Origin of the sequence: uncultured Helicobacter sp. (genome assembly GCF_937893305.1) — a bacterium.
Classification (GTDB): Bacteria; Campylobacterota; Campylobacteria; order Campylobacterales; family Helicobacteraceae; genus Helicobacter_D.
This window is the reverse complement of sequence record NZ_CALBGN010000016.1, coordinates 125,432-145,782: the sequence shown is the minus strand read 5'-3', so window position 1 is coordinate 145,782 and position 20,351 is coordinate 125,432. Positions and strand designations below refer to the sequence as shown.

Genomic DNA, 20,351 nt, shown 5'->3' with positions numbered 1-20,351 from the left:
TATAAGCTTGAAACACAAGCTAAAAAGATGATTCTCCTTAAAAATAAACTTCAAATTAAAGGATTGATATGGCAAAAATTAAAGCTGGTAATAAAGAAACCATTGTTGAAACAAATAAAGAATCTACACAGCCTAAACAGGCACAAACAACTAATAATCCACCATCAAGACGAAGCATTATTGAAGCAAATCAAAAAAGAAAGATTGCAACTATTGAAAATAACATAAATGCTGAAGTCTTTGTCCCTGAATCTACAAATGCTGTAAAAATCTTTAGAGAATTAAGAACAACAGACTCCCTAGATTCAACATTAAGAGAATTTTGGGGAGAAAAGATTAGTGCCAAAGATATGGAGAAGTGGATAAAACTTGTTGATGAAATTCATAGTAAAATCGTAGAAGCAAATGCGTATGGTAAAGCATTATTAGTAGAAAATGGTAAGAGTCGTGGAATTGCAAACTTTTTTCTAAGGCGTGAGATTAGAAATTCTATTGAAACAAAAGAAAAAGAAGCTAAAGCACAAACCAAAGAAACACAAACAGCATAATAATGGGGAATTACAAATGACAACCCAAGCGGAGGGACACTCTTTTTAGAGTGAAGATATAGTCCGTTCTCTATGGTGACATAGAGCTGTCCTTTTTATAGGGCGTGCATAGTGTTGCGAACTATGCAGAACACAAAGATTGAATTACCTAACGCCTAGTTAGCTAATACAATACTAGAAATCCTAACTAGGATTCTGCTTAAGAAGTTTTAAAAAACTTCAAGGAATCCTTTTTTAGGATATGTATAACCTTTTTTATTCTTGTAGTTTTTTAAGACTTTTGTCTTAAATTAAAAAGAGCTATGAATTTTTCAATAGGCTCTAAAAAAGGATAAGAATGTTTAACAAAGTCATTTTAGTTGGAAATCTAACAAGAGATGTTGAGTTGCGCTATTTGCAAAATGGAAGCGCATTGGCAAAACTAGGGCTTGCTACAAATCGCCGTTATAACAAACAAGATGGTACACAAGGCGAAGAAGTCTGTTTCGTTGATGTGAATCTTTTTGGTCGCACAGCGGAAGTGGCAAATCAATATTTGAGAAAAGGCTCTCAAGTATTGATTGAAGGGCGTTTAGTTCTTGAGAGTTGGACAGACAACAATGGACAAAAACATAGCAAGCATAGCATTACTGCTGAAAGTATGCAAATGCTTGGTAGTGGTGGAAAAGGAGAGCAAAAAAATAATGCTTCTCCTGCTCTTGAAGCTCATACACCACCTAATGTTGTGTATGAGCAACAAGTAAATCAAAATCAACAACAACAAGGAGAAATTCCTTTTTAGTTGATTGTTGGTTTTAAACCTTTAGTCTCTATGTTTTTTGTTTCTTGCAATAAAGCTTGGGGGCTTTTTTTTATTTAAAATATTCCAACAAGGGATTATAAAACTTCCCTTGTGGGAGTATAAATCCTTTCTTGGAGTATTTTTTACTCTAGGTATCAGTTTTAGGTGCGTAAAGCTAAATTTATTTTAAGAAAGGACAAAAATGAAAAAGGAAAATTTGATGATAGTCTTTTTAGGGCAACTATTCTTGCTCCTACATACTCAATAGGTGATAAACTTAACAAAGATTACACATAAGATTTGGTGGTTTTAGTGTATAATTGAAAGGAAATAAAGTATGGAAGTAACAATGGAACATAAAGAGATTCTTTCTTATCCTACTAAGCTTTTACTTGTTGAAATGATTAAAAAGTTTAAGCAAGAAGATAAAAAAGATGAAATTATAGATGTTGTTTTAGCAGTTGCAAATGATATTAAAACAAATGATGGTATTACTGCAAAAGCTATTAAAGATGAAGTTGAAGAGAAGTTTAAAAATGAGCTTGCAACAAAAGAGTTTGTAAGAGCAGAAATTGCTGAAGCAAAATCAGACATTATTAAGTGGATGATTGGCTTGCAAATTGCTCTTGGTGGCTTTATTGTGGCAATTATAAAACTTTTCTAATATCTACAAGCCCGAGTTGGGATAAGCATATCCCAACAGGGAGAATACTGCTTATCCTTGTATTTTTATTTTTAAGGAGAGAAAATGGGATATAGACCCCATCATATACTTGATTTTCAAGTAAAAATTGGCAGAGAAGTAGGCGGTATGGAAATAAAAAATACTTTGACCTTTGAAGAAGTTTCAGAAGCTCTAGATAGTGCAAATATTCACTATTTTACACAAGAAGATGAGCATATTATAGATTGCGAATCTCTTTTAGGCTTTAATAATGCTTCATTGGATTCAAAAAAATCTGAAATCATCAAAGACTTACAAAAAGTCGCTTCTTCTTGTGATTATGCAAAAAAAGAAGGACAATATAGGATTTGGTGGTTTTAGTGTATAATTGAAAGGAAATAGAGTATGTTATAATACATTTAAAAGTATGTATAATAGTAACTACTTTTATACAAGAGGAGTAAATATGACAGCCTATTTCTCAAATGAATTGGTTGGAATCACTGAATTTTCAAAGTCTATTAGTAAATGGTTTAATCAACTTTCAAAAGGCGAACTTAAAAAGATTGCTATTATGAAAAAGAATAAACCCGAATTTGTGATTATTCCTATTAAAGAATACGAACATTTAAAATCGTTAGATGATGAAGATTATGAGTTTTACAAAATGATAAATGAGCGATTAAAAAATGCAAAAGAAGAGGATTATGTGTCAGAAGAAGAGATGGATAAGTTCTTTACTTTAAGAGGTGTTTAGTTGTATGTTATTAAATACCTTAAAGAAGTAAGCGAAGATTTTAAATTGTTGCCTAAAGAAGTTTTGGCGGAAGTTAAAACCTATATTCAACAATATAAAATTGAGCCTTTTTCTATCTCACAACCCCTAGAAAACAAATTTGGTTTAAATCTAAAAAATTGCAGAAAAACCTATATTGCAAATAGCACTTATAGGATTGTTATTAAAATAGAAAATCATATAGCCAAAATTGTTTTAATTGTCGCCGTTGATAAGCGTGATAAGCTAAAAGCCTATAAAGAGGCTCATAAGCGACTAACAAACACATAATCTCTTAATCTCTCTTATAACCCTAAGTTGGGATACAAGCTATCCCACTTGGGATTCTACACGCTTGTATCCTTATAAATTTTTTAATTTTAAAGGATAAAAAAATGGCAAATATTGCAAATACTACTACAAAAAACTCACAAATCATTTCTAAAGAAGACATTTCATTTATTAAAAATCAAATGTTTCCTATGGGAGCTTCTGTGAAAGACATTGATTTTTGTCTTAAGGTTTCACAGGAGCTTGGATTAAATCCCATAACAAAAGAGATTTTTTTCGTTGAGAGAAAATCTCAAGTTAATGGGCAGTGGGTTTCTAAGGTTGAACCATTAGTAAGTCGTGATGGCTTACTTTCAATGGCTCATAAAAGTGGTAAATTTGGGGGGATTGAAGTAACCTCTCAAATTAAAGAAACCCCAAAACTCATTAATGGGATTTGGGAGAATAAAAAGGATTTGGTGGCTAGAGCAGTTGTGTATCGCACTGATACACAAAAGCCATTCACTAGTGAAGTTGCATATAGTGAGTATGTGCAAAAAACTAGAGAAGGACAGCCAACTAAATTTTGGGCTGAAAAGCCCGATACAATGTTAAAGAAAGTCGCAGAAGCACAAGCCCTGCGGAAAGCATTTAACATTAATGGAATCAGGTCTATTGATGAAGTTGATGGAATTTTTCAAGAATCTAATCAACAAGCAGTAGATGTAGAAGTGGTGGAGTCCAATTCGCTTTTAAATGAAATTGAAGCCCTAAAACAATTAGGCTTTGATTATGAAGAAAAGGCGGGCTGGATAAAAGCCATAGGTAATACTCATAATAAAGAAGAATTGTTAAAGAATCTAGGTTTTTCTACCAAAAAAGATTCAAACGGCAATTTCTGCTGGGTGAAGCAAGTAGCATAAGGAAAAAGGAGAAAAAATGGCAACTAGAAGTTATATTTTTGTTAGTGAAGGGAAATCTTTCACAGACCAAGTCAAAGGCATTTATTGCCATTGGGATGGATATGTAGAAGGTGTTGGAAAAACCCTAAAAGAGCATTATAACACTGATGAGTTAGCAAATGCTCTTATTAATCTAGGAGACATCAGTTCTCTAGAATAAACTCTAGAGAAAACAGAAGCTGCTATAGCCAACAAAGAAACCCAAAAAGGCTATATGGTGTGTTCTTTGGCTAATTTTTTAAAAAACCTTATGGAAAATGGCACTGATATTGAATTTATATATTTACGCGCAAATGGTAAATGGTTATTTTCACAAAGGCATCTAAGATGTTATGACTCTAAAAAATTCTCAGAATTTAAAGAAGTATAACTTCTTTTTATTCGCAATATAAGCCCTAAAGTTTGGGATATATCTTATCCCACTTGTTGGGTATTGATATATCCTTTTTAGCCACTATGGAATTAATAATAAAGGATAAAAAATGGAAAGAGCAACAAGTTTTAAAGAGTTATGGACCAAAAATTTCAAAGAAGTTTTAGAAAAAGAAAGCTTTGAAAGTTTGGGAGATAGGTCTTTGTATGTTGGAAGTAGTGATATTAGTGGTTGCTTGCGCAAAAGCTATTTGCAAAAGCTTGCAAATAAAGAAGCAAGCATTGAACAAAGCATTGTCTTTCAAAGGGGGCATTTAGCAGAAAGTCTTGTTAAAAAAGGCTTTGGCAATTTGCCTTTTAAGAAGCAATACGAGGTAAAAAGCAATGATGGAACTTTTAAAAGCCACATTGATTTTTTAATTGAGAATAAGGAAGAAGCAATTATTGTAGAGTGCAAATCTCTAAGCAGTAGTGTGGAGTCTCCTTATGATTCTTGGGTTTTACAAGTGCAGTTTCAAATGTCACTTTTAGCACAAGAGAAAAAAAAATAAAAAAATTTCTGCTTGTATCGTTGCAGTAAATGTCAATAATGGCTGGCACGAATTCTTTTGGATAGAGCCAAATATGATTTTGCAAAAGCTTGCAATGAGTAAGGCAGAAGAACTAAAGAGTGCTTTAGAGTTACAAATTGAGCCTAAAGCGGAAGCGCAAAATTATTGTGGCGTATGCCCTTTTAATAGCGATTGTCCGCTAAGGCTTCAAGGTTGCTCAAAAATCAATGAAGCATTAGAAGTTGAGGCACAAGAAATTGTGTCTTTAAACGAGACCACAAAAGTTTTAAATGAGAAGCTAGATTCTCTTAAAAAAGCGTTTGTGGAGAAGCTAAATGGCTTAGAGATTAAGAAATTTAGCATTAACAATAAAGTTATAAGTCTAGCAGGTGGCACAACTAGCACACAGCTGGACACAAATGCTTGGAAACAAGCAAACCCTGAAGGATTTGAAAATGTTTTAAAAGACTTTTCAAAAACGATTACAAGAGCAAAATACTTGTTAATCAAATAATTCAGAGTTCAGCCCGCGTTGGGAGCTATCCCAACAGGGATAATTCTTTTTATAAAACCACATTAAGGAGAATAAATGATAAAAATCATTCCAAGTAAGCATTTTTTAGAACAAATGCAAACTAGGAGTATTAAAGACCTTTCTCTATGTGGATATATCTTGCTTGAAATTAGTAAGAATCCACATAGAAATCTGTTTGAAATCACAAATGGTAGTTATACATTTGTGGTGCAATACAGCAAAAACAAAGGAGTTGCAACACTTGTAACTGCTTGGAAAGGTAATAGAAAAAAAAAGAGAAATTGAAACAGAGTTTGTGTGTAGTTAAACTCAAACAAATTCTGCATATAGGTTAGACATCAAAAATGGTGTCTTTGTAGCTAGCAATAGCTTTATTCTAGCCCACAAGGGAATGAAATACTTCCCTTAAGGGCGTAGTGTTGTCATTTTCTTTGGGCTTTTTTGCTACAAGGATAAAAAAATGACAACGAATTTTATAACAATTAATTCTCTATTGCAACTAGTAGTAGAGAAAACAGCAAAAGCTGTGGCACAAAAAGAAGCTAAAAAACAAAGGGAGATGAAAAATTTCTTTTTGTAAAGGCGCAAAGACATTTTTCAAACGGTATTAGCTCAACAACTCATTTTGCTGAGAGAATCGTTCAACGCTTTGAAGAGGCTGAGAAAGATGAGTTAGCAGGTGCAATCTCTAGGGCAATTCGTAAGAGCAAAACCTTAGAGAATGGTTGTAACCATAAGTCCATTTCTCAAAAAATCATTGATGAAGCCACAGGCATTGTCGTAGTTTTAGAAAGAATAGGGCTTTATGGAGCAACTCTTGTCACAACTTATAAGTTAGGGCAAGAGAATCTGCTAAGTGAAGCAGAGTATAGAGAACTCAAAATTCGTGGATTAGTTTAAGGAGCAAATATGCAGGCAAATAATGCTTTTGCTTGGATTTTGCTAAGAAATAAACTTAATCCAAGAGAAATGTTTAAGGATAAGAAAAAAGATTTCTACTGCGTAAAAGCAGGCAATGTATGGTGGAGATACTACTATAAAAGCAATCTTTTAGGAATCTCTAGTTATGAAAAAATCTACACAGGATACAGCTATGAAACTTCTTTAAAAGAAAGGCTATATCAAGTGTATTTTGACAACAATGGTAACATTTCTAGTATTGCTAATGCTAGCTAGAAATGCGATATAATTTAGTTTAATAAGGAGTTATAATGATTTGCACTTTTGGTTTATTTATGGCTTGGTATTTTGGACTTAGTGTGGTGTTAGGATTCTTGTTTTTAATGCTTACAAAAAGGCTCAATCAAGGATTATTTGCCACATTAAGATTTATTTCTTGTTTTTGGATTATAGTTGTAGAAGAAATCTATAATGTAATCACAAAAAGGGGGTAAAAATGCCAACAATACTTAGAATAAATGGATTTAATTTTTCTTTATGCAAATGAACGCATTCCAATATGCTTAAAAAATGATATAATGTAACTTAAAGGAGATATGATGACTTCTAATAATGTATTAAGTTATGACAAAAGAGTTGTTATTGAAAACTTTATTAACAAGCTTTTTGATTGGATTAAATCTAATAATCAAAACAAAGAAGCTATTGTTAATGAAGCTGTTAATGTTGTAGAGTCTATGTTGGAAGCAAATGCGCTTAATGTTAAAGAGCTTAATCAAAAAGTTGTTGATGAAACACTTCAAGAGCTTGCAACAAAAGACTTTGTTAAAGCAGAAATTAGTCAAGTCAGAGCAGAAATTAGTCAAGTCAGAGCAGAAATTAGTCAAGTCAGAGCAGAAATTGCTGAAGCAAAATCAGACATTATTAAGTGGCTTGTTGGTTTTCAAATTGCTACTGTTGGTTTAGCGGTTGCTATTATTAAGCTACTCTAAATTAAATGATTCTGCTAAATAAATAACTTAGCCCAAGTTTAGGGATAGATTTATCCCTAACTTTGGGAGACTTCTATTCCTTTGTTTTAATTTTATAATAAAGGAATCCACAATGAAAAAACAAACACAAAAAAATCAAAAAAAGAGATTTAAATATATTTGCTTCATATAAGAGAGAAATCAATCTCTCTACACGCTCTGTGAGCGATAGAAGCAAATACACAAGGAAGCTAAAACATAAAGCTTCGTTGTATTAATTTCTTTTTATCAGCCCGCGTTGGGATACAAGTCCCAACAGGGTTCTACACTTGTATCCTTATTTATTGTCAAAAATAAGGAGTCAAAATGAAAAATCTTTTAGGTTTAACATTGATATTTTTTGCTACGGCGATATTGGCAACCACTTGGTATGGATTTTACCTCTATGCCATAAATGGTTTTAATGCCTTTGTTATGCTAGCAATAATAGCAACAAGCGCAAACTTTATTGCTTTTTTAGCTAATTTAAAAGTTTTGCGATAATCTAAGCCCTAAGTTGGGATACAAGCTATCCCACTTGGGATTCTACACGCTTGTATCCTTATAAATTTTTTAATTTTAAAGGATAAAAAAATGGAACAAATAATTATTTATGGAGATTCTGTACAAGAATGGCTTTCTTATGCTCTTGAAAGTATGGAGGAAAGAACAGGTTGGAGATTCCCTAAATCCATTCAAGAATGGTTATTTGACTACATATCAGAAGTGGGCTATGTTCTGAATGAATCATTCAGAGATACACTTTGGTGTTGGGATAATGCCTATATAAATGGAGTTTGGGGAGAGATAGCAGAAAGAGACTGGAGCGATGAAGAAGCAAGAGAACTCCTTGAAGAAGGAAACTTGCTTTTTTATGATTCTAAGAGCGGATATTATGTTGAAAGACTTTAGGTTAGGCGCGCCTATTGATGTGACTACTTATCCTAATGAATTAGTCTGGAATAAAAAATACTAAGGAGCAAAAATGAGAATAACACATTTTATAGAGAATTTTCAACTCTATGAACACGATTACAAGAATAACAATAGCACTTTACACTATTCTGCTGACACCATTGAGAAAGTTAAAAACTTTCTTAAGAGTAAATTTAAAAACATTTCTTATGAAGAGTTTGAAGCGGCAAGAGAGGTAAAGTGTATAGGTGCTGATAAATTTTCATTTTATGAAAGTTTTTTGCTAGAAGTTTGCGTAAAAGTTCATACACCTAGTCAAACTAGAGAATTTTGGGTTTATAATAGGTATCAGAAGTATGAAAATGTATGAAATAAACATTTTAGTTTCTGTAAATGAATTAAAAGAAATTGTTTTGAAGCGATTACATTCTCATTGTAAAGATAGACAATTCTCTCTTTTTAAAGAGTATATTGATTGGCTTTTTGCGAATCATCAAATTGAAGAGAAAGAAATCCATATTGATCCTTATGGATTTGTGGATAATTTAATCTTTAATTATTCAGAATGTGTCTATTGTGGTGATAAAGAATATAGCAAATGTCAAAGAGAATATGGTAATAGTTCTGATATTTGCGAGATTTGGACTAATGGTCTAATTGAATATTCTTTATTTAAATCCAAAATCACGCAAGCTTTTTTAAAATTATATTAGGCGTTCCTGTGGATATTCTAATTTTATTTGCTGTTTCTTTTAGTTGGATTGCGCTTGTTATGCTTTGGCTAAGAAGCAGGAGATGAATGTGGTATAATATGTGTATAAATTATACACATAGGATTACACAATGCGATTAAACATAGCACTAAATGACGAAATAAGTTTAATTTTAAACAATTTATCTAAGGAGCTTAAAATGAGTAAAACACAAGTGATTGCTAATGCTCTTTTGCAAATGCACGAAAAAGCTTACATTGAAAAAAGAAAGCAAATGTGGTTGCAAGGACTCAGAGAAGCCAAAGAAGATATGGATTATCAAAAAGAGCAAAGAGAATTAGCAGAATTGGGAGTTGATGATGGAATTGAGTGAGCCTATTAAATATGGTGAGCTTTATTTGGTAAATTTTGAACCACAAGTTGGTGCAGAGATTGCTAAAATTCGTCCTGCTCTCGTGCTAAGTAATGATTTTTTTAATGCAGAACAAGATTTAATTTGGGCTGTTCCCTTAACAACTTGGCAAAGCAAATTTAAAAATAGACTTTGGCTAATTCAGTTAAGTAAAAATCAAAACAATGGCTTAGATAGAGATTCTGCTATAAATTGCTCACAAATTAAATCCTTTTCAAAAGAGAGATTTAAACAAAAGATAGGTTTTGTGGAACAAGAAACCATTAAAAAGGTTCGTTATGTTATTAATGAAATTATGGATTCTAGGTTTAATTAAAATCTAATCTTACTATTGACTTCAAACCCTAGTTGGGATAAGCATATCCCAACGGGGAGAATACTGCTTATCCTTGTATTTATTTAGCTTACTTGCAAGCTTTTATTTTAAGGATAAAAAATGAAAATAAAAAAAGAAATTTTAATAGAAAACTTTGAAGATTATGAAAATCATCAAAGTGAGTTAATAGGCTCTAGATTTGAGTGTCAAGGTTTTATCTATGATATTAGTTATGCTGAATTTATGGATTGTCCTTTTGATGAAAGTGAAATCATTTTTTAAGCACATTAAAAGGATATAACTTTGGCGCAAAAGAAATAGAGACAAAAGAAGGCTATGGGAGAAGTATCTCTGAAGATTTTGATTCTATTGAAGAAATTGCAAAATTCTTAGAGCAAAATGATTACTTTTTTGCTCCTGTGTATGCTTATATACACAGTGGTATTGCATTATCTTTAGGCAATGGAGGACAATTTTCTGATAGATTTGATAGTGGTTTTGCTGGATTTTTATGTGTCAGAAAAAATAAACTCAGGGAAATGCGTGGCGTTAATCGTCTATCCCAAAAAGTCCTTGAAAAAGAACATAAACTTTGGGAAGCACTCATAGAAAAAACCAACTATTGGTTAAATGTGGATATTTATGATGTCCAAATTGAAACCACAGAAGGCGGATTAATTGATTGCTTCACAAGTTATGGATTGTATAACTTGTCAAATGATATGAAGGAGTTTATGGGAAGAAATAAGGTTGCTTAATATATGGAATATTATGCTGTATATTAATTTGTAACTAAGCCCCTTAAGTTGGGATAGAACTTATCCCACTTAGGGATATTTCTGTCCTTGTTTTCTAGCCTTTTGGCTTTAATCTAAAATAAGGATAAAAAATGGAAACAATTAGCTTTCAAGAATTTTTAATAGAGAACAAAGACTCTATTAGAAAACAACTAAACACAATCATTGACCCGACATTTAAAGGCATTGAAAAGCCTTTAGATTATAAAAGCGAAATTGATACTCTTTTAGAATTAAAGAGAAAACCCTTTCCAACACAGGCTCAAATCATAACAGCAGGTGTATCTCATTTAAAAGATAAGCGTTCGCTTATTATTTCAAGTGAAATGGGAACAGGTAAAACTCTTATGGGGATTGCATTAAGCTACTCCCTATTAAAAAAGGGTCGTATTGTTTTATAATAAAATTTTTTATAATTTCCTTAGAGCGAAAAATTAATCTACTTTAATTTTCGTTTTTTAACGAACCATAAAAAACCATCATAAGTTTTTCCACTATCAGAATAAAGCAATTTCCAAATACTCATAATGGGCAAGTCTTTATCAAGTAAAGTTTTAATTTTTTCTATATCTTTGTCATATATGCTTTTTAAAGTGCCTTTAGGGCGTCCTAATTTTTTGCCACTAGCTCTTGCATTTTCAAGCCCTGCTTTCGTTCTTTTAACGATCAGCTCTCTTTCATTTTCCGCTAAATATGCATAGATTGATAAGATTAGTTTTGAGCTAGGATTGTTAAAGTTGCTGAGTTCAATCTGTCTTAGGAATAAAAAATTAATATTATTGTCATTTAGCTCAAGCACTAAATTAATTATTTCCAACATACTCCTGCCAAGCCTTGAAAGCTCTGTTGCTATTAACAGATCTCCTGATTTTAATTTTTGTTTTAAATCTTTAATTTTTCTTTTTTCTTGAGATTTTGTAGAACTTATTTTTACTTCTAAAATTTCATCCAAATGAATATTATTTTTATGACAATACTCCATAATTTCTAACTTTTGAGAGTCTAATTCTTGTTTATTTGTTGATACTCTTATGTATGCTATATTCATCGTTCTAAATCTTTTAGCTTTTGATTTTTTGGTGTTTTTTCAGTAAATTCCTTAAGTTTTTGATGAAGATCTTTAGTTTGTTTTATCTGCTGCGTATCTAATTCTTTAGCACATAAACCTTGTATAGTCTCTTTTAAGCTATATTGTTCTCCTATTTCAGTAACATCAAATTCTTTAACACATTCGCCAAACCAAGTAAATTTTTTAGCGAGTTTAGTAACTATTCTAGTAACTCGTCTTTCATCTATTGGCTCTTTTGAAGTATAACCTGAATATTGTCTATGCTCGAAACCATTTTCAAGCATAAATTCTTTAATTAAAGAATAAGGTTCTCTTGTATCTTTGAAATATTTTTCAAGATTTTTTGTAGACAAATCAAAATTAATTGCTTTGCGATTTATTCCCAAATTCCTTCTCCTTCAGCTTTACTTGCAGAAATCAAATCGCTATTTCCTTCTTTTTCACTAATCCAAATCCACTCTTTTGCATTTTTTGTAAACCATTCAGAATCAATCAAATATTTATATATAAATAAAGTCATACAACCCAAATCATACTTATCTCCCTTGCAATGATAAGTTTCTTTGTTAATTTTTATCATTCCTGATTCTTTTGCATATTCATCTATTGCTTTATACATATCTTCTAAATTATATTGACCTTCCTTTAAAATCTTTTCTTCATCTAAAACTATTTTTGTTCCTAAAAGCGGGTATGCCATTTTAACTCCTTTAAAAAATTTTATTTTTCAAATTATAGCAAAAATTTCATTGTATAAATAAAAACCATATAAAGAATATTATTTTTATTATAAAAACTAAAAATAACTTATTTATTTATTTTATTTTATACATAAAATAATATGACCTTTTAATCTTAGATGAGTTGCACGAGTTAAAAGGTGGCGATACTGCACAAGGCACTGCCTTTGGTATGATTGCTTCTTGTTCTACTAAAATTGTAGGATTAACAGGCACTCTTCTAAATGGTTATGCCTCATCTCTCTTTTATATTCTTTATAGAATGAATCCAAACTTTATGAAACACACAATGGGCTTAAATTATGAAGATTTATCCATTTTTGTGGATAGGTTTGGTGCAGTTGAAAAAGAATACACAAAAGATAATTGGGAAGATGTGAGTGTAGAAGATGGCGTTGTAACAAAGCGTGGCAAAAGTAAAAAACTAAAAGAAATTCCAAAAATCAACCCTTTATTGATTAAGGAGCTTTTAGATTTTACTATATTTTTAAGGTTAGATGAAATGAATATAGAACTTCCTAATTATCAAGAAGAAGTGATAAGTGTTTCTGTAAACGATGAGTATGTAAGAGAATACTTTAGTTATATTCAATCTCTAGTTGGAGCAATAATAGAAGGAGATAAGCAATTACTAGGTGCATTAGCCAATGATAGCTTGTCTATCTTAGATTTGCCACATTTGTCATTTTACACAAAGAGTAAAAAGAATCCTTATGGCTTATTTTATAAGCCCCCTGTGGATTCTAACTTTGTAACAAACAAAGATTTAGCTTTAATTAACGAGCTAAAAGAAGAATTAGGGCAAGGGCGTAAATGTATTGTATTTGCAACATTTACAAATCTTGGTGTGAGTGAAAAATTAGAAAATCTTTTATCAGCAGAATTTAGCGATTATGTTGTAAGAGCATTAAGTGCTAATGTATCAGCTGATAAAAGAGAAAAATGGATTAGAGACAATCCCGCTGATATTCTTATTTGTAATCCTGAGCTTGTAAAAACAGGCTTAGACTTGCTTGATTATCCAACGATAATGTTTTATCAAACAGGATACAATGTTTCTACATTGAAACAGGCAAGTAGGAGAGCTTGGAGAATTGGGCAACAGCATAAATGCAAGGTGAAATTCTTTACTTTTAAAGAAACGCCTCAAGCAGTTGCGTTAGCTCTAATGAGCAGGAAAATAAAAGCGGCGAATAGCTTAGAAGGTAGGCTTGTTACAACAGAAAACGAACTTGCAAATTTTGCAGGAGAAATTTCTATACAAGACCAAATTGCTAAGGCTATTTTAAATGACAATAATGTTGATGATGGTGAAACACACTTAAACGAGTGGGTTTTTACAGAAAGAGAGTGGAATGTTTTTGAAAAATTCTACTTAAATCAACCATATCAAAAAATCGTCAGAAAGGTGGAGCAATCTACAATCTCAAAAGATAGAACAGAAGCCCTAAAAGCTAATGGGAACACTTTTGTAGATATTGTTAAAAAGGCTGTGGATAATAAAACAACAGTATCTATTGTCAAAAATGGCAAAAGAGTTTCTGTAAATTTGACTGCTGATGACATTGCAGAGCTTATCAGCAATGCTGAAAAAGTCAATTTGCAGTTGAGTTTGTTTTAATTTTTAATCTTCTTTAAGCCTTAAGTCCCTAAAGGGGTGTTATCCCCTTTAGTGGATATTCCCCCCTTTTTTTCTACATTAGAATCCCTTTTTTAATCATTCTTATTCAAATAAGATTAAAGATATAGGGCTTTCTTCACTTCTAAAAGGACATAAATAATGTTGAAATTAATAAGAGAAAGAATATCTTGTGATTTAAAAAGAGTTGCAAGATACGAAAATAAGATTTTATTTGTTGAGCTTTTTGGGAGACAACAAATTATTAAATCTTTATCTGCGAGTCTTCTTGAAAGACGAGAAGACTTTATTATTTCAGGTAAAGGCAGAATTGAATCTATTTATACAGATAGATTCTCAAAATACAAAAGAAAAATCTTGCCACTAAATGATGGTTATTGTCATTGCATTGTTTGGCAAGATGATTTGTTTTCAGAGAGATTTATTATCGCCCAAAATATTGGCGATAGAAAGAGAGCATTTCAAATATGGCTTTCTAAAATCTCTCTTCCTATTCCATTAAAGGCTAATCAAATATTTGTTGATTCTTTGTTTGAAGAAATCAACTATTCATTGAATTGGGACTATATGGAAGTAGAAAACAAAATAGAAGAAGAATCCTTGTCATTTTGTTGTATGGATTTTTTAATTCAACAAGAATATGCGGAATTGGTAGAGGCTGTTGAGTCTGTATTTGCAGATTTTAAATTTAATCAAAAAATAGCATAAGGAGAAAAAATGGCAAGATTAGCGTGCGAAGAGAAATTAGCATATCACAGCTCTCAAGACTTTAAGAATCATAGCTTTGTCATATACCTCTCCGCTTTTCTTGCTAAGATTGGCAAGAGTGTTGATAATGCGCGATAGCGCGACAAACTCTATGGCACTTAAAGAGTCTTTAGCAGCTCTTTTCTCCCCTGCGATGAATTGGCACTCCCCAACCTTATCGGCAAAGCTCTTTAAGGGGCGTTGCTCAAAGATCTTTTTTAGTAGCTTTTCTTCAAACTCTTCTCTTATAGCAAAGCCATAGTCTCTTTGCTTAGAAAATATCAGTGCAAGCTCATCTTGCAGCATATCTTGTGAGACACAATGCTCGTAGTTATCTGTCGTATTTCGCACATTTTTAAATTGCAAGGTAGTAGATTCTAGCTCCCTTGCTTGCTGAAAATACTCTTTACACAGATATTCTCCCACGCTTCTATAGCCTTTTTGCTCTAGGGCAAGGCGATTAGATTCTGTGGCTTTTTTAGCTTTGCCTTTGCTATCTTTGGCGTGTTTGTTGCCATAGCCACGATGCTTTGCTATATGTAAAATCACGCGTGCTAGCTCGCTAGAATCTAGTCTTTGCTCTAGGGCTTTGACGCGTAGCTCATAGGGAGATTGCAGGGGATTGTTTTTAGAGGATTGATACGCCTTTGGCAGCTGCCCATCACTGCTTAGATAATCGCTTAATTGTAATCCAAACTCTTTGCAAAGAAGCTGCTTTATGGTATTTAGCCTCCCACTTCTTCTTGCAAGTCTTCTTCGCGCGCCTCTTGCCACTCTTCTTGGGAGAGCTAGAGACTCTCCTGTTTTTGGATTTTCTGCTTTGGTAAAGATCCTAACGCCTATATCTTTAAGCGCATTATCTTCAATCACCGCCCAGCCAATGCTGGGGCTACCCCAATATCTAATGAATAAATTCTCATCATTATCTCCTGCGACAATAAGCAACCATACAGCATAACTTAAGGAGCTTAAAATAAAAATAGATCACAAAACATTAAGAAATTCAACAATGGATTCCAACTTTATAAGATTATCTAATATTTAAATACGCTCCTAAACTATCATTTGTCCAAGCCTTTTGCTCTTTTTGAAACCCTTGATAACTCGCCAATACTTTTGCAAAATCCGGATTTTTTGCACTTTCTTCATCTAAAACTTCTGTTAAAGTTTTCTTAAATGCTTCTAAAATCTCAGCAGAAAAAGTTCTAACTTGTGCGCCTTGAGCCTTTAAATCTTCCAATGCTTTTGCATTATAAAACTGCCCCATTGCTGTCATTTGTAAATGCGCTTCTCTGCTTGCTATTTCTAAAATGCTTTGCACTTCTTTAGGATAACTCTCCCATTTTTGTTTATTAAACACAAACTCTGTAATAGAACCCGCTTCTTGCCAAGGCGTATAATAATAAGGTGCAACTTTATGAATATCAAGTTTTAAATCAAACGCAGGAGAAACCCACTCTGCTGCATCTAGCACACCCCTTTCTAAATTTGGAACAATCTCACTGCCTGGAGTGCTTTTTGTCGCTGCACCAAGTTTTGAAAGCACTTGCCCTGCAATCCCAACCATACGAATTCTTAAACCTTGAAAATCTTGCACACTTAACATTTCTTTTTTATACCAACCTGCCATTTGGATACTTGTCGCACCTCCAAGAAGTGGGTAAAGATTGTATTTTGCAGCAATTTCTCTCCAAAGACTCATTCCCTCTCCATATAAATACCAAGCGTTTTGTTCAATATCCACCATACCAAAAGGGATTCCAGAAAAAATATTAAATGCTGTATTTTTGCCTTCCCAATAATAAGGTGCTGAATGATAAGCATCAATTTGTCCGCTACTCACTGCGTCAAAAACACCAAGTGCTGGCACAAGTTTGCCCGCTGGAAAAATCTCAATTTCAATCCCACCATTACTCAATTCACTTACAGTTCTTGCATAATGCCTAACAGTGTCCGCTAAAATAGGCATTGTAACAGGCCAAGTCATCGCAAGGCGAATTTTCACACTTGCTGTTTTTTTGGATTCCATATTTTGCACTGCGTTTTGTTCGGCATTTTCTGTTATCTTTGCACTGCCTCTATCTTCACTATTGCAACCTGCTAATGCTGTAACTCCAAGCACAGAAACTGCACCTAAACCTGTATTTTTCAAAAACTCGCGTCTTTGCATTAAAAACTCCTTAAAAAATAAATTGTAAAATTTTAGCCCAGTCATCGCTCTTTAGCGTAAGCTGCGGAAACATAAAAACAACTCCTAACACTAAAATTTGTAACATAATAAAGGGGATCACACCTTTATAAATTTCAGCAATTTTAATCGCATCTCCCACAGCAGACTTTAAAAAGAAAATAGAAAATCCAAAAGGTGGGGTCAAAAAGCTTGTTTGCAAGTTTATTGCCACCAGCAAGGCAAACCAAAGCATATCAATTTGATAATGCATTGCAATTCCTGCTAAAATTGGCAACACAATGTAACAAATCTCAAAAAAATCAATAAAGAATCCTAAAATAAAAATTACAAGCATTGCCACAAGCATAAAATAAAAAGACGAATTCAAATATTGCGCAAAAAATTCTAACACCACAACATCGCCACCAAGCGCATTAAATACAAGAGTAAAGCAGTTTGCTCCAATTAAAATCATAAACACCATACCGCAAAAAACAATGGTTTCTTTACTTGCGTGTTTTAACAAATCAAAATCCAATCTACCATTTAAAAAAGACAAAAGTAAAGCTCCCATTACTCCAATAGCTGCTGCTTGTGTAGGCTCTACAAATCCTGTTAAAATACTTCCTAAAACAAGTGCAATTAACACAATAGGAGGGATTGCCATTTTAAGAGCTTCTAGGACTAACTCGCGAAGATTTTTAGAACGATCCGCACTTGCTGGAGCAAATTTTGGAGCAAAAACCACTACACCAAGCACAAAAAGTATATAAAGCCCAACTAAAATTGCACTTGGCAAAATTGCAGCACTAAATAAATCACGCACACTAATATGCAAAACATCTGCTAAAATAATTAAAATAATAGAAGGAGGAATAATCTGTCCTAGCGTGCCACTAGCTGCCACTACACCAGAAACAAAACTCTTATTGTAGCCTGCCTTTAGCATTGTAGGAACTGCAATAACCCCCATCATTACCACTGTTGCACCCACAATCCCAGTGCTTGCCGCAAGCAAAACTCCAACCAAAATCACACCAATTGCCGCTCCTCCACCAAGAGAGCCAAAAAGTTTAGCAATAGAGTTTATCAAACGCTCTGCAATTCCACTTCTCTCTAAAATCATTCCCATTAAAATAAAAAGTGGAATCGAAATCAAAGTTGCATTACTAAAAATCCCGTCCAAACGATTTGGCAAAAAAGTCAAAATAAAAGGATTTTCACCAAAAAACATTAAATAGCTTCCAACAAACAACCCACTAGCCCCAAAAGCAAATGCTACAGGAATTCCTAGAACAAGTAGTAAAATAGCAATCCCGACTAATGCAAATAATTCCATTTAAATTCCTTATTTCAGTGCTTTTGCGTGCTTAAATTCTTCTGTATAAACATCTTGTGGCATCGTATAATCTTTTTGTTTAATCTTCACGAATGCCTTTAATGCTTCACTAATACTTTGCAAGCTTAAAAGCACAAACCCCAACACAACAAAGGATTTAAAAATAAAATAATAAGGAATCTTTCCATTTTGCGAAGCCTCCCCCATTTTATAGGATTGAAGCGTGAAATCCAATCCATACTTTGCCAAGATCAAAGAAAAAGGAAGAATAAAAAGAAGATTAATAAAAAACCAACTCACAACTCTTGTTTTTTGTGTATAATGCGCATAAACTAAATCCACACGCACATGTTTATCAACTTTGAGCGTATGTGGAATTGCAAGCAAAACCAATAGCGCAAAACAATATAAACTTAAATCATCAAGCCTACTACTCACATAAGAAAAATTCAGTGCAATAGACAGCTCAAAAACAAGAAAAGCAAGCACCCAAAGTGCCACCATAGAAGCCTTTGAGCCAACCAGTGAAATCCTATCTAAGAACAATGCAATCTTTAAAGTTTTTTGCATAATAATGCCTTTTCTCTTAAAAAAATTAATGATAATTTAAATTTTTATAAATTTTAATATTATCTCAAAATTTTAAATAAAATACAAGAAAAAGCGTTGAAACTTTTACAAAATACCACTAACAAAAACAACAAGAATCAAAAATGGAACAAAAAATTTCACATAGTAAAACCAAACATTGATAATTTTTTGATACTTAAATCCATTTGCAAGCTCTTTTTTTGCATCATCTCCTAAAATCCATCCTACAAAAATTGCCGTTCCAAGTGCCGTTAAAACAAAGAAAATATTTCCACTAATAAAATCAAAAGTGTTAAAAACATCATCTTCTAGGATACATGGGATGTTCCCTGTAATAAAAGTCAAAAATAACACCCAAGAAACAGCCTTTGTGCGACTTAAACCTAGCTTTTCTTGCGCAGTTGTAATAAGTGGCTCATAAAGTGTAATAGAAGTCGTAAATGCCGCTAAAAGCAATAACAAAAAGAATCCAACTGCAACAGCAGAGCCAAAATACATTTTTGAAAACACAATAGGCAAAACCTCAAATACAAGGCGTTCCCCAGAATCTGGTGCCAACCCAAAAGTAAAAAGAGAAGGAAAAATCATAAATCCTGCCAAAAGCGCAATGATTGTATTAATGATTCCTGTGATTATGGCAGTTTTTACTAAATTTTCTTGTTTATTAAGATAAGAAGAAAGTGTAATCATCACACCAAACCCTAAAGAGAGTGCAAAAAATACTTGCCCTAACACTTGAATAAATAATTCTGCTGTAATCTTGCTAAAATCTGGATACAAATAAAAACGCACTCCCTCATAGGCTCCATCAAGCGTAAGATTTCTAGCAACAACACTAACAAGACAAATTAATAATAGGGGCATTAAAAACTTTGCTGCCTTTTCAATTCCATTTGAAATCCCCTTAATAAGCACCGCATAATTAAACAATACAAACACAATGGTATAGAAAGTAATTGCCCAAGCACTATGACTAATATGTTCATTATAAAAATCTTTTGTAATCTCCTTTGTAATAGGAACAGTTAAATCAAGATTACCAAGAACAATACTTGTAATATACACAAGCACGCGCCCACCGAGCACCATATAATATGCAATAATCCCAAAACAACCAATAAGCCCCATATAACCTATAATTTTCCACGCCTTAGAAATCTTTTTACGTTGATATTTTCCATCAAAAGCATCCACAGCATTTTTATGCGCTCTTCTTCCTATGACATTTTCTACTAAAATCATAGGGATTCCAATTAAAAGCATCGCCAAAATAAAAACAAGCACATACGCTCCACCACCATTTTGTCCTACCAAATAAGGAAATCTCCAAGTTGCTCCAAAACCAATAGTAGCACCAGCTGTTACTAAAATATAAGTTAAACTACTTGACCAAGAATATCGCATATACGCTCCTAAAATTAAAAATGATATTATAATAAGTTTTTCAAGTTTTACGCGTTTAAGATTAATAATTCAATCACTTATTAAGTAAAAACTCTTTACAATCTCTTTTTATTTCACACAACAAGGAATCT

General features: G+C 32.7%; 33 protein-coding genes. 25 read left to right on the top strand and 8 right to left on the bottom strand.

Annotation, left to right across the window (positions count from 1 at the left end; genetic code table 11):
* Positions 1-68 precede the first annotated feature (68 nt).
* From Q0358_RS05930 to Q0358_RS05820, 23 genes are all read left to right on the top strand, one after another.
* The gene (locus tag Q0358_RS05930; RefSeq protein WP_299548718.1) at positions 69-548 is read left to right on the top strand and encodes a hypothetical protein; all 480 of its coding nucleotides are present in this window, start codon (positions 69-71) and stop codon (positions 546-548) included.
* 337 nt (positions 549-885) lie between these two features.
* Positions 886-1,329, top strand: coding sequence for a single-stranded DNA-binding protein (locus Q0358_RS05925; protein WP_299548716.1), 444 nt, complete (start codon positions 886-888; stop codon positions 1,327-1,329).
* Positions 1,330-1,666: 337 nt separating this feature from the next.
* The gene (locus tag Q0358_RS05920; RefSeq protein WP_299548714.1) at positions 1,667-1,993 is read left to right on the top strand and encodes a hypothetical protein; all 327 of its coding nucleotides are present in this window, start codon (positions 1,667-1,669) and stop codon (positions 1,991-1,993) included.
* Positions 1,994-2,077: 84 nt separating this feature from the next.
* Positions 2,078-2,374, top strand: coding sequence for a hypothetical protein (locus tag Q0358_RS05915; protein WP_299548712.1), 297 nt, complete (start codon positions 2,078-2,080; stop codon positions 2,372-2,374).
* An 85-nt stretch (positions 2,375-2,459) separates the two neighbouring features.
* On the top strand, positions 2,460-2,750 hold the full coding sequence (locus Q0358_RS05910) for a hypothetical protein (protein ID WP_299548710.1): 291 nt from the start codon (positions 2,460-2,462) through the stop codon (positions 2,748-2,750).
* Entirely contained in the window at positions 2,751-3,059 is a 309-nt protein-coding gene (locus Q0358_RS05905; protein WP_299548708.1) for a hypothetical protein, read from the top strand.
* A gap of 104 nt (positions 3,060-3,163) precedes the next feature.
* Complete coding sequence (gene bet, locus Q0358_RS05900) at positions 3,164-3,961, top strand: phage recombination protein Bet (RefSeq protein ID WP_299548706.1); 798 nt, start codon at positions 3,164-3,166, stop codon at positions 3,959-3,961.
* 16 nt (positions 3,962-3,977) lie between these two features.
* Complete coding sequence (locus tag Q0358_RS05895; RefSeq protein WP_299548704.1) at positions 3,978-4,160, top strand: hypothetical protein; 183 nt, start codon at positions 3,978-3,980, stop codon at positions 4,158-4,160.
* 322 nt (positions 4,161-4,482) lie between these two features.
* Positions 4,483-4,923, top strand: coding sequence for a hypothetical protein (locus Q0358_RS05890; protein WP_299548702.1), 441 nt, complete (start codon positions 4,483-4,485; stop codon positions 4,921-4,923).
* A gap of 73 nt (positions 4,924-4,996) precedes the next feature.
* Positions 4,997-5,437, top strand: coding sequence for a hypothetical protein (locus Q0358_RS05885; protein WP_299548699.1), 441 nt, complete (start codon positions 4,997-4,999; stop codon positions 5,435-5,437).
* A 75-nt stretch (positions 5,438-5,512) separates the two neighbouring features.
* On the top strand, positions 5,513-5,743 hold the full coding sequence (locus Q0358_RS05880; protein WP_299548696.1) for a hypothetical protein: 231 nt from the start codon (positions 5,513-5,515) through the stop codon (positions 5,741-5,743).
* Positions 5,744-6,367: 624 nt separating this feature from the next.
* The gene (locus Q0358_RS05875) at positions 6,368-6,634 is read left to right on the top strand and encodes a hypothetical protein (RefSeq protein WP_299548694.1); all 267 of its coding nucleotides are present in this window, start codon (positions 6,368-6,370) and stop codon (positions 6,632-6,634) included.
* Between the two features lie 35 nt (positions 6,635-6,669).
* A complete protein-coding gene (locus tag Q0358_RS05870; RefSeq protein ID WP_299548690.1) occupies positions 6,670-6,852 on the top strand; it encodes a hypothetical protein in 183 nt (60 codons plus the stop codon).
* A gap of 102 nt (positions 6,853-6,954) precedes the next feature.
* A complete protein-coding gene (locus Q0358_RS05865) occupies positions 6,955-7,350 on the top strand; it encodes a hypothetical protein (RefSeq protein WP_299548687.1) in 396 nt (131 codons plus the stop codon).
* Positions 7,351-7,695: 345 nt separating this feature from the next.
* Complete coding sequence (locus Q0358_RS05860; protein ID WP_299548684.1) at positions 7,696-7,872, top strand: hypothetical protein; 177 nt, start codon at positions 7,696-7,698, stop codon at positions 7,870-7,872.
* A 90-nt stretch (positions 7,873-7,962) separates the two neighbouring features.
* Positions 7,963-8,280 carry a hypothetical protein gene (locus Q0358_RS05855; RefSeq protein ID WP_299548681.1) on the top strand — a complete coding sequence of 106 codons (318 nt, stop codon included), beginning with the start codon at positions 7,963-7,965 and terminating at the stop codon, positions 8,278-8,280.
* A 73-nt stretch (positions 8,281-8,353) separates the two neighbouring features.
* Positions 8,354-8,653 (top strand): hypothetical protein, encoded by a 300-nt coding sequence (locus Q0358_RS05850; RefSeq protein WP_299548678.1) that lies wholly within the window; start codon positions 8,354-8,356, stop codon positions 8,651-8,653.
* Complete coding sequence (locus tag Q0358_RS05845) at positions 8,640-8,996, top strand: hypothetical protein (protein WP_299548675.1); 357 nt, start codon at positions 8,640-8,642, stop codon at positions 8,994-8,996. The genes Q0358_RS05850 and Q0358_RS05845 overlap by 14 nt, the downstream gene beginning before the upstream one ends.
* 199 nt (positions 8,997-9,195) lie before the next feature.
* On the top strand, positions 9,196-9,369 hold the full coding sequence (locus tag Q0358_RS05840) for a hypothetical protein (RefSeq protein ID WP_299548673.1): 174 nt from the start codon (positions 9,196-9,198) through the stop codon (positions 9,367-9,369).
* The gene (locus Q0358_RS05835; RefSeq protein ID WP_299548670.1) at positions 9,356-9,724 is read left to right on the top strand and encodes a type II toxin-antitoxin system PemK/MazF family toxin; all 369 of its coding nucleotides are present in this window, start codon (positions 9,356-9,358) and stop codon (positions 9,722-9,724) included. The genes Q0358_RS05840 and Q0358_RS05835 overlap by 14 nt, the downstream gene beginning before the upstream one ends.
* 120 nt (positions 9,725-9,844) lie before the next feature.
* Positions 9,845-10,006, top strand: a complete 162-nt coding sequence (locus Q0358_RS05830) for a hypothetical protein (RefSeq protein ID WP_299548667.1) — start codon at positions 9,845-9,847, stop codon at positions 10,004-10,006.
* 137 nt (positions 10,007-10,143) lie between these two features.
* Complete coding sequence (locus Q0358_RS05825) at positions 10,144-10,482, top strand: hypothetical protein (protein WP_299548664.1); 339 nt, start codon at positions 10,144-10,146, stop codon at positions 10,480-10,482.
* A gap of 131 nt (positions 10,483-10,613) precedes the next feature.
* On the top strand, positions 10,614-10,922 hold the full coding sequence (locus Q0358_RS05820; protein WP_299548661.1) for a DEAD/DEAH box helicase family protein: 309 nt from the start codon (positions 10,614-10,616) through the stop codon (positions 10,920-10,922).
* A gap of 38 nt (positions 10,923-10,960) precedes the next feature.
* Here the strand turns inward: Q0358_RS05820 and Q0358_RS05815 are convergent, their stop codons facing one another.
* Genes Q0358_RS05815 through Q0358_RS05805 form a run of 3 tightly spaced genes read right to left on the bottom strand, consistent with a single transcriptional unit; the run spans position 10,961 to position 12,290 of the window.
* On the bottom strand, positions 10,961-11,569 hold the full coding sequence (locus tag Q0358_RS05815) for a recombinase family protein (protein WP_299548658.1): 609 nt from the start codon (positions 11,567-11,569) through the stop codon (positions 10,961-10,963).
* Positions 11,566-11,976, bottom strand: a complete 411-nt coding sequence (vapD, locus tag Q0358_RS05810; protein WP_299548655.1) for a VapD family protein — start codon at positions 11,974-11,976, stop codon at positions 11,566-11,568. Before vapD ends, Q0358_RS05815 begins: the two co-directional genes overlap by 4 nt.
* Entirely contained in the window at positions 11,967-12,290 is a 324-nt protein-coding gene (locus Q0358_RS05805) for a hypothetical protein (protein WP_299548652.1), read from the bottom strand. The genes vapD and Q0358_RS05805 overlap by 10 nt, the downstream gene beginning before the upstream one ends.
* Before the next feature lie 164 nt (positions 12,291-12,454).
* Here Q0358_RS05805 and Q0358_RS05800 point away from each other — a divergent pair, with 164 nt between their 5' ends.
* Both Q0358_RS05800 and Q0358_RS05795 read left to right on the top strand, forming a co-directional pair.
* On the top strand, positions 12,455-13,951 hold the full coding sequence (locus Q0358_RS05800) for a helicase-related protein (RefSeq protein WP_299548649.1): 1,497 nt from the start codon (positions 12,455-12,457) through the stop codon (positions 13,949-13,951).
* Between the two features lie 159 nt (positions 13,952-14,110).
* On the top strand, positions 14,111-14,677 hold the full coding sequence (locus Q0358_RS05795) for a hypothetical protein (protein WP_299548646.1): 567 nt from the start codon (positions 14,111-14,113) through the stop codon (positions 14,675-14,677).
* A 36-nt stretch (positions 14,678-14,713) separates the two neighbouring features.
* Here the strand turns inward: Q0358_RS05795 and cas9 are convergent, their stop codons facing one another.
* From cas9 to Q0358_RS05770, 5 genes are all read right to left on the bottom strand, one after another.
* Positions 14,714-15,661 (bottom strand): type II CRISPR RNA-guided endonuclease Cas9, encoded by a 948-nt coding sequence (gene cas9 / locus Q0358_RS05790; RefSeq protein WP_299548643.1) that lies wholly within the window; start codon positions 15,659-15,661, stop codon positions 14,714-14,716.
* Positions 15,662-15,746: 85 nt separating this feature from the next.
* On the bottom strand, positions 15,747-16,886 hold the full coding sequence (gene dctP / locus Q0358_RS05785) for a TRAP transporter substrate-binding protein DctP (protein ID WP_299548640.1): 1,140 nt from the start codon (positions 16,884-16,886) through the stop codon (positions 15,747-15,749).
* A 10-nt stretch (positions 16,887-16,896) separates the two neighbouring features.
* Positions 16,897-18,225, bottom strand: a complete 1,329-nt coding sequence (locus tag Q0358_RS05780; RefSeq protein WP_299548637.1) for a TRAP transporter large permease subunit — start codon at positions 18,223-18,225, stop codon at positions 16,897-16,899.
* A 9-nt stretch (positions 18,226-18,234) separates the two neighbouring features.
* Entirely contained in the window at positions 18,235-18,795 is a 561-nt protein-coding gene (locus Q0358_RS05775) for a TRAP transporter small permease subunit (protein WP_299548634.1), read from the bottom strand.
* Positions 18,796-18,900: 105 nt separating this feature from the next.
* Complete coding sequence (locus Q0358_RS05770; protein ID WP_299548631.1) at positions 18,901-20,220, bottom strand: sodium-dependent transporter; 1,320 nt, start codon at positions 20,218-20,220, stop codon at positions 18,901-18,903.
* Between the last annotated feature and the right edge of the window lie 131 nt (positions 20,221-20,351).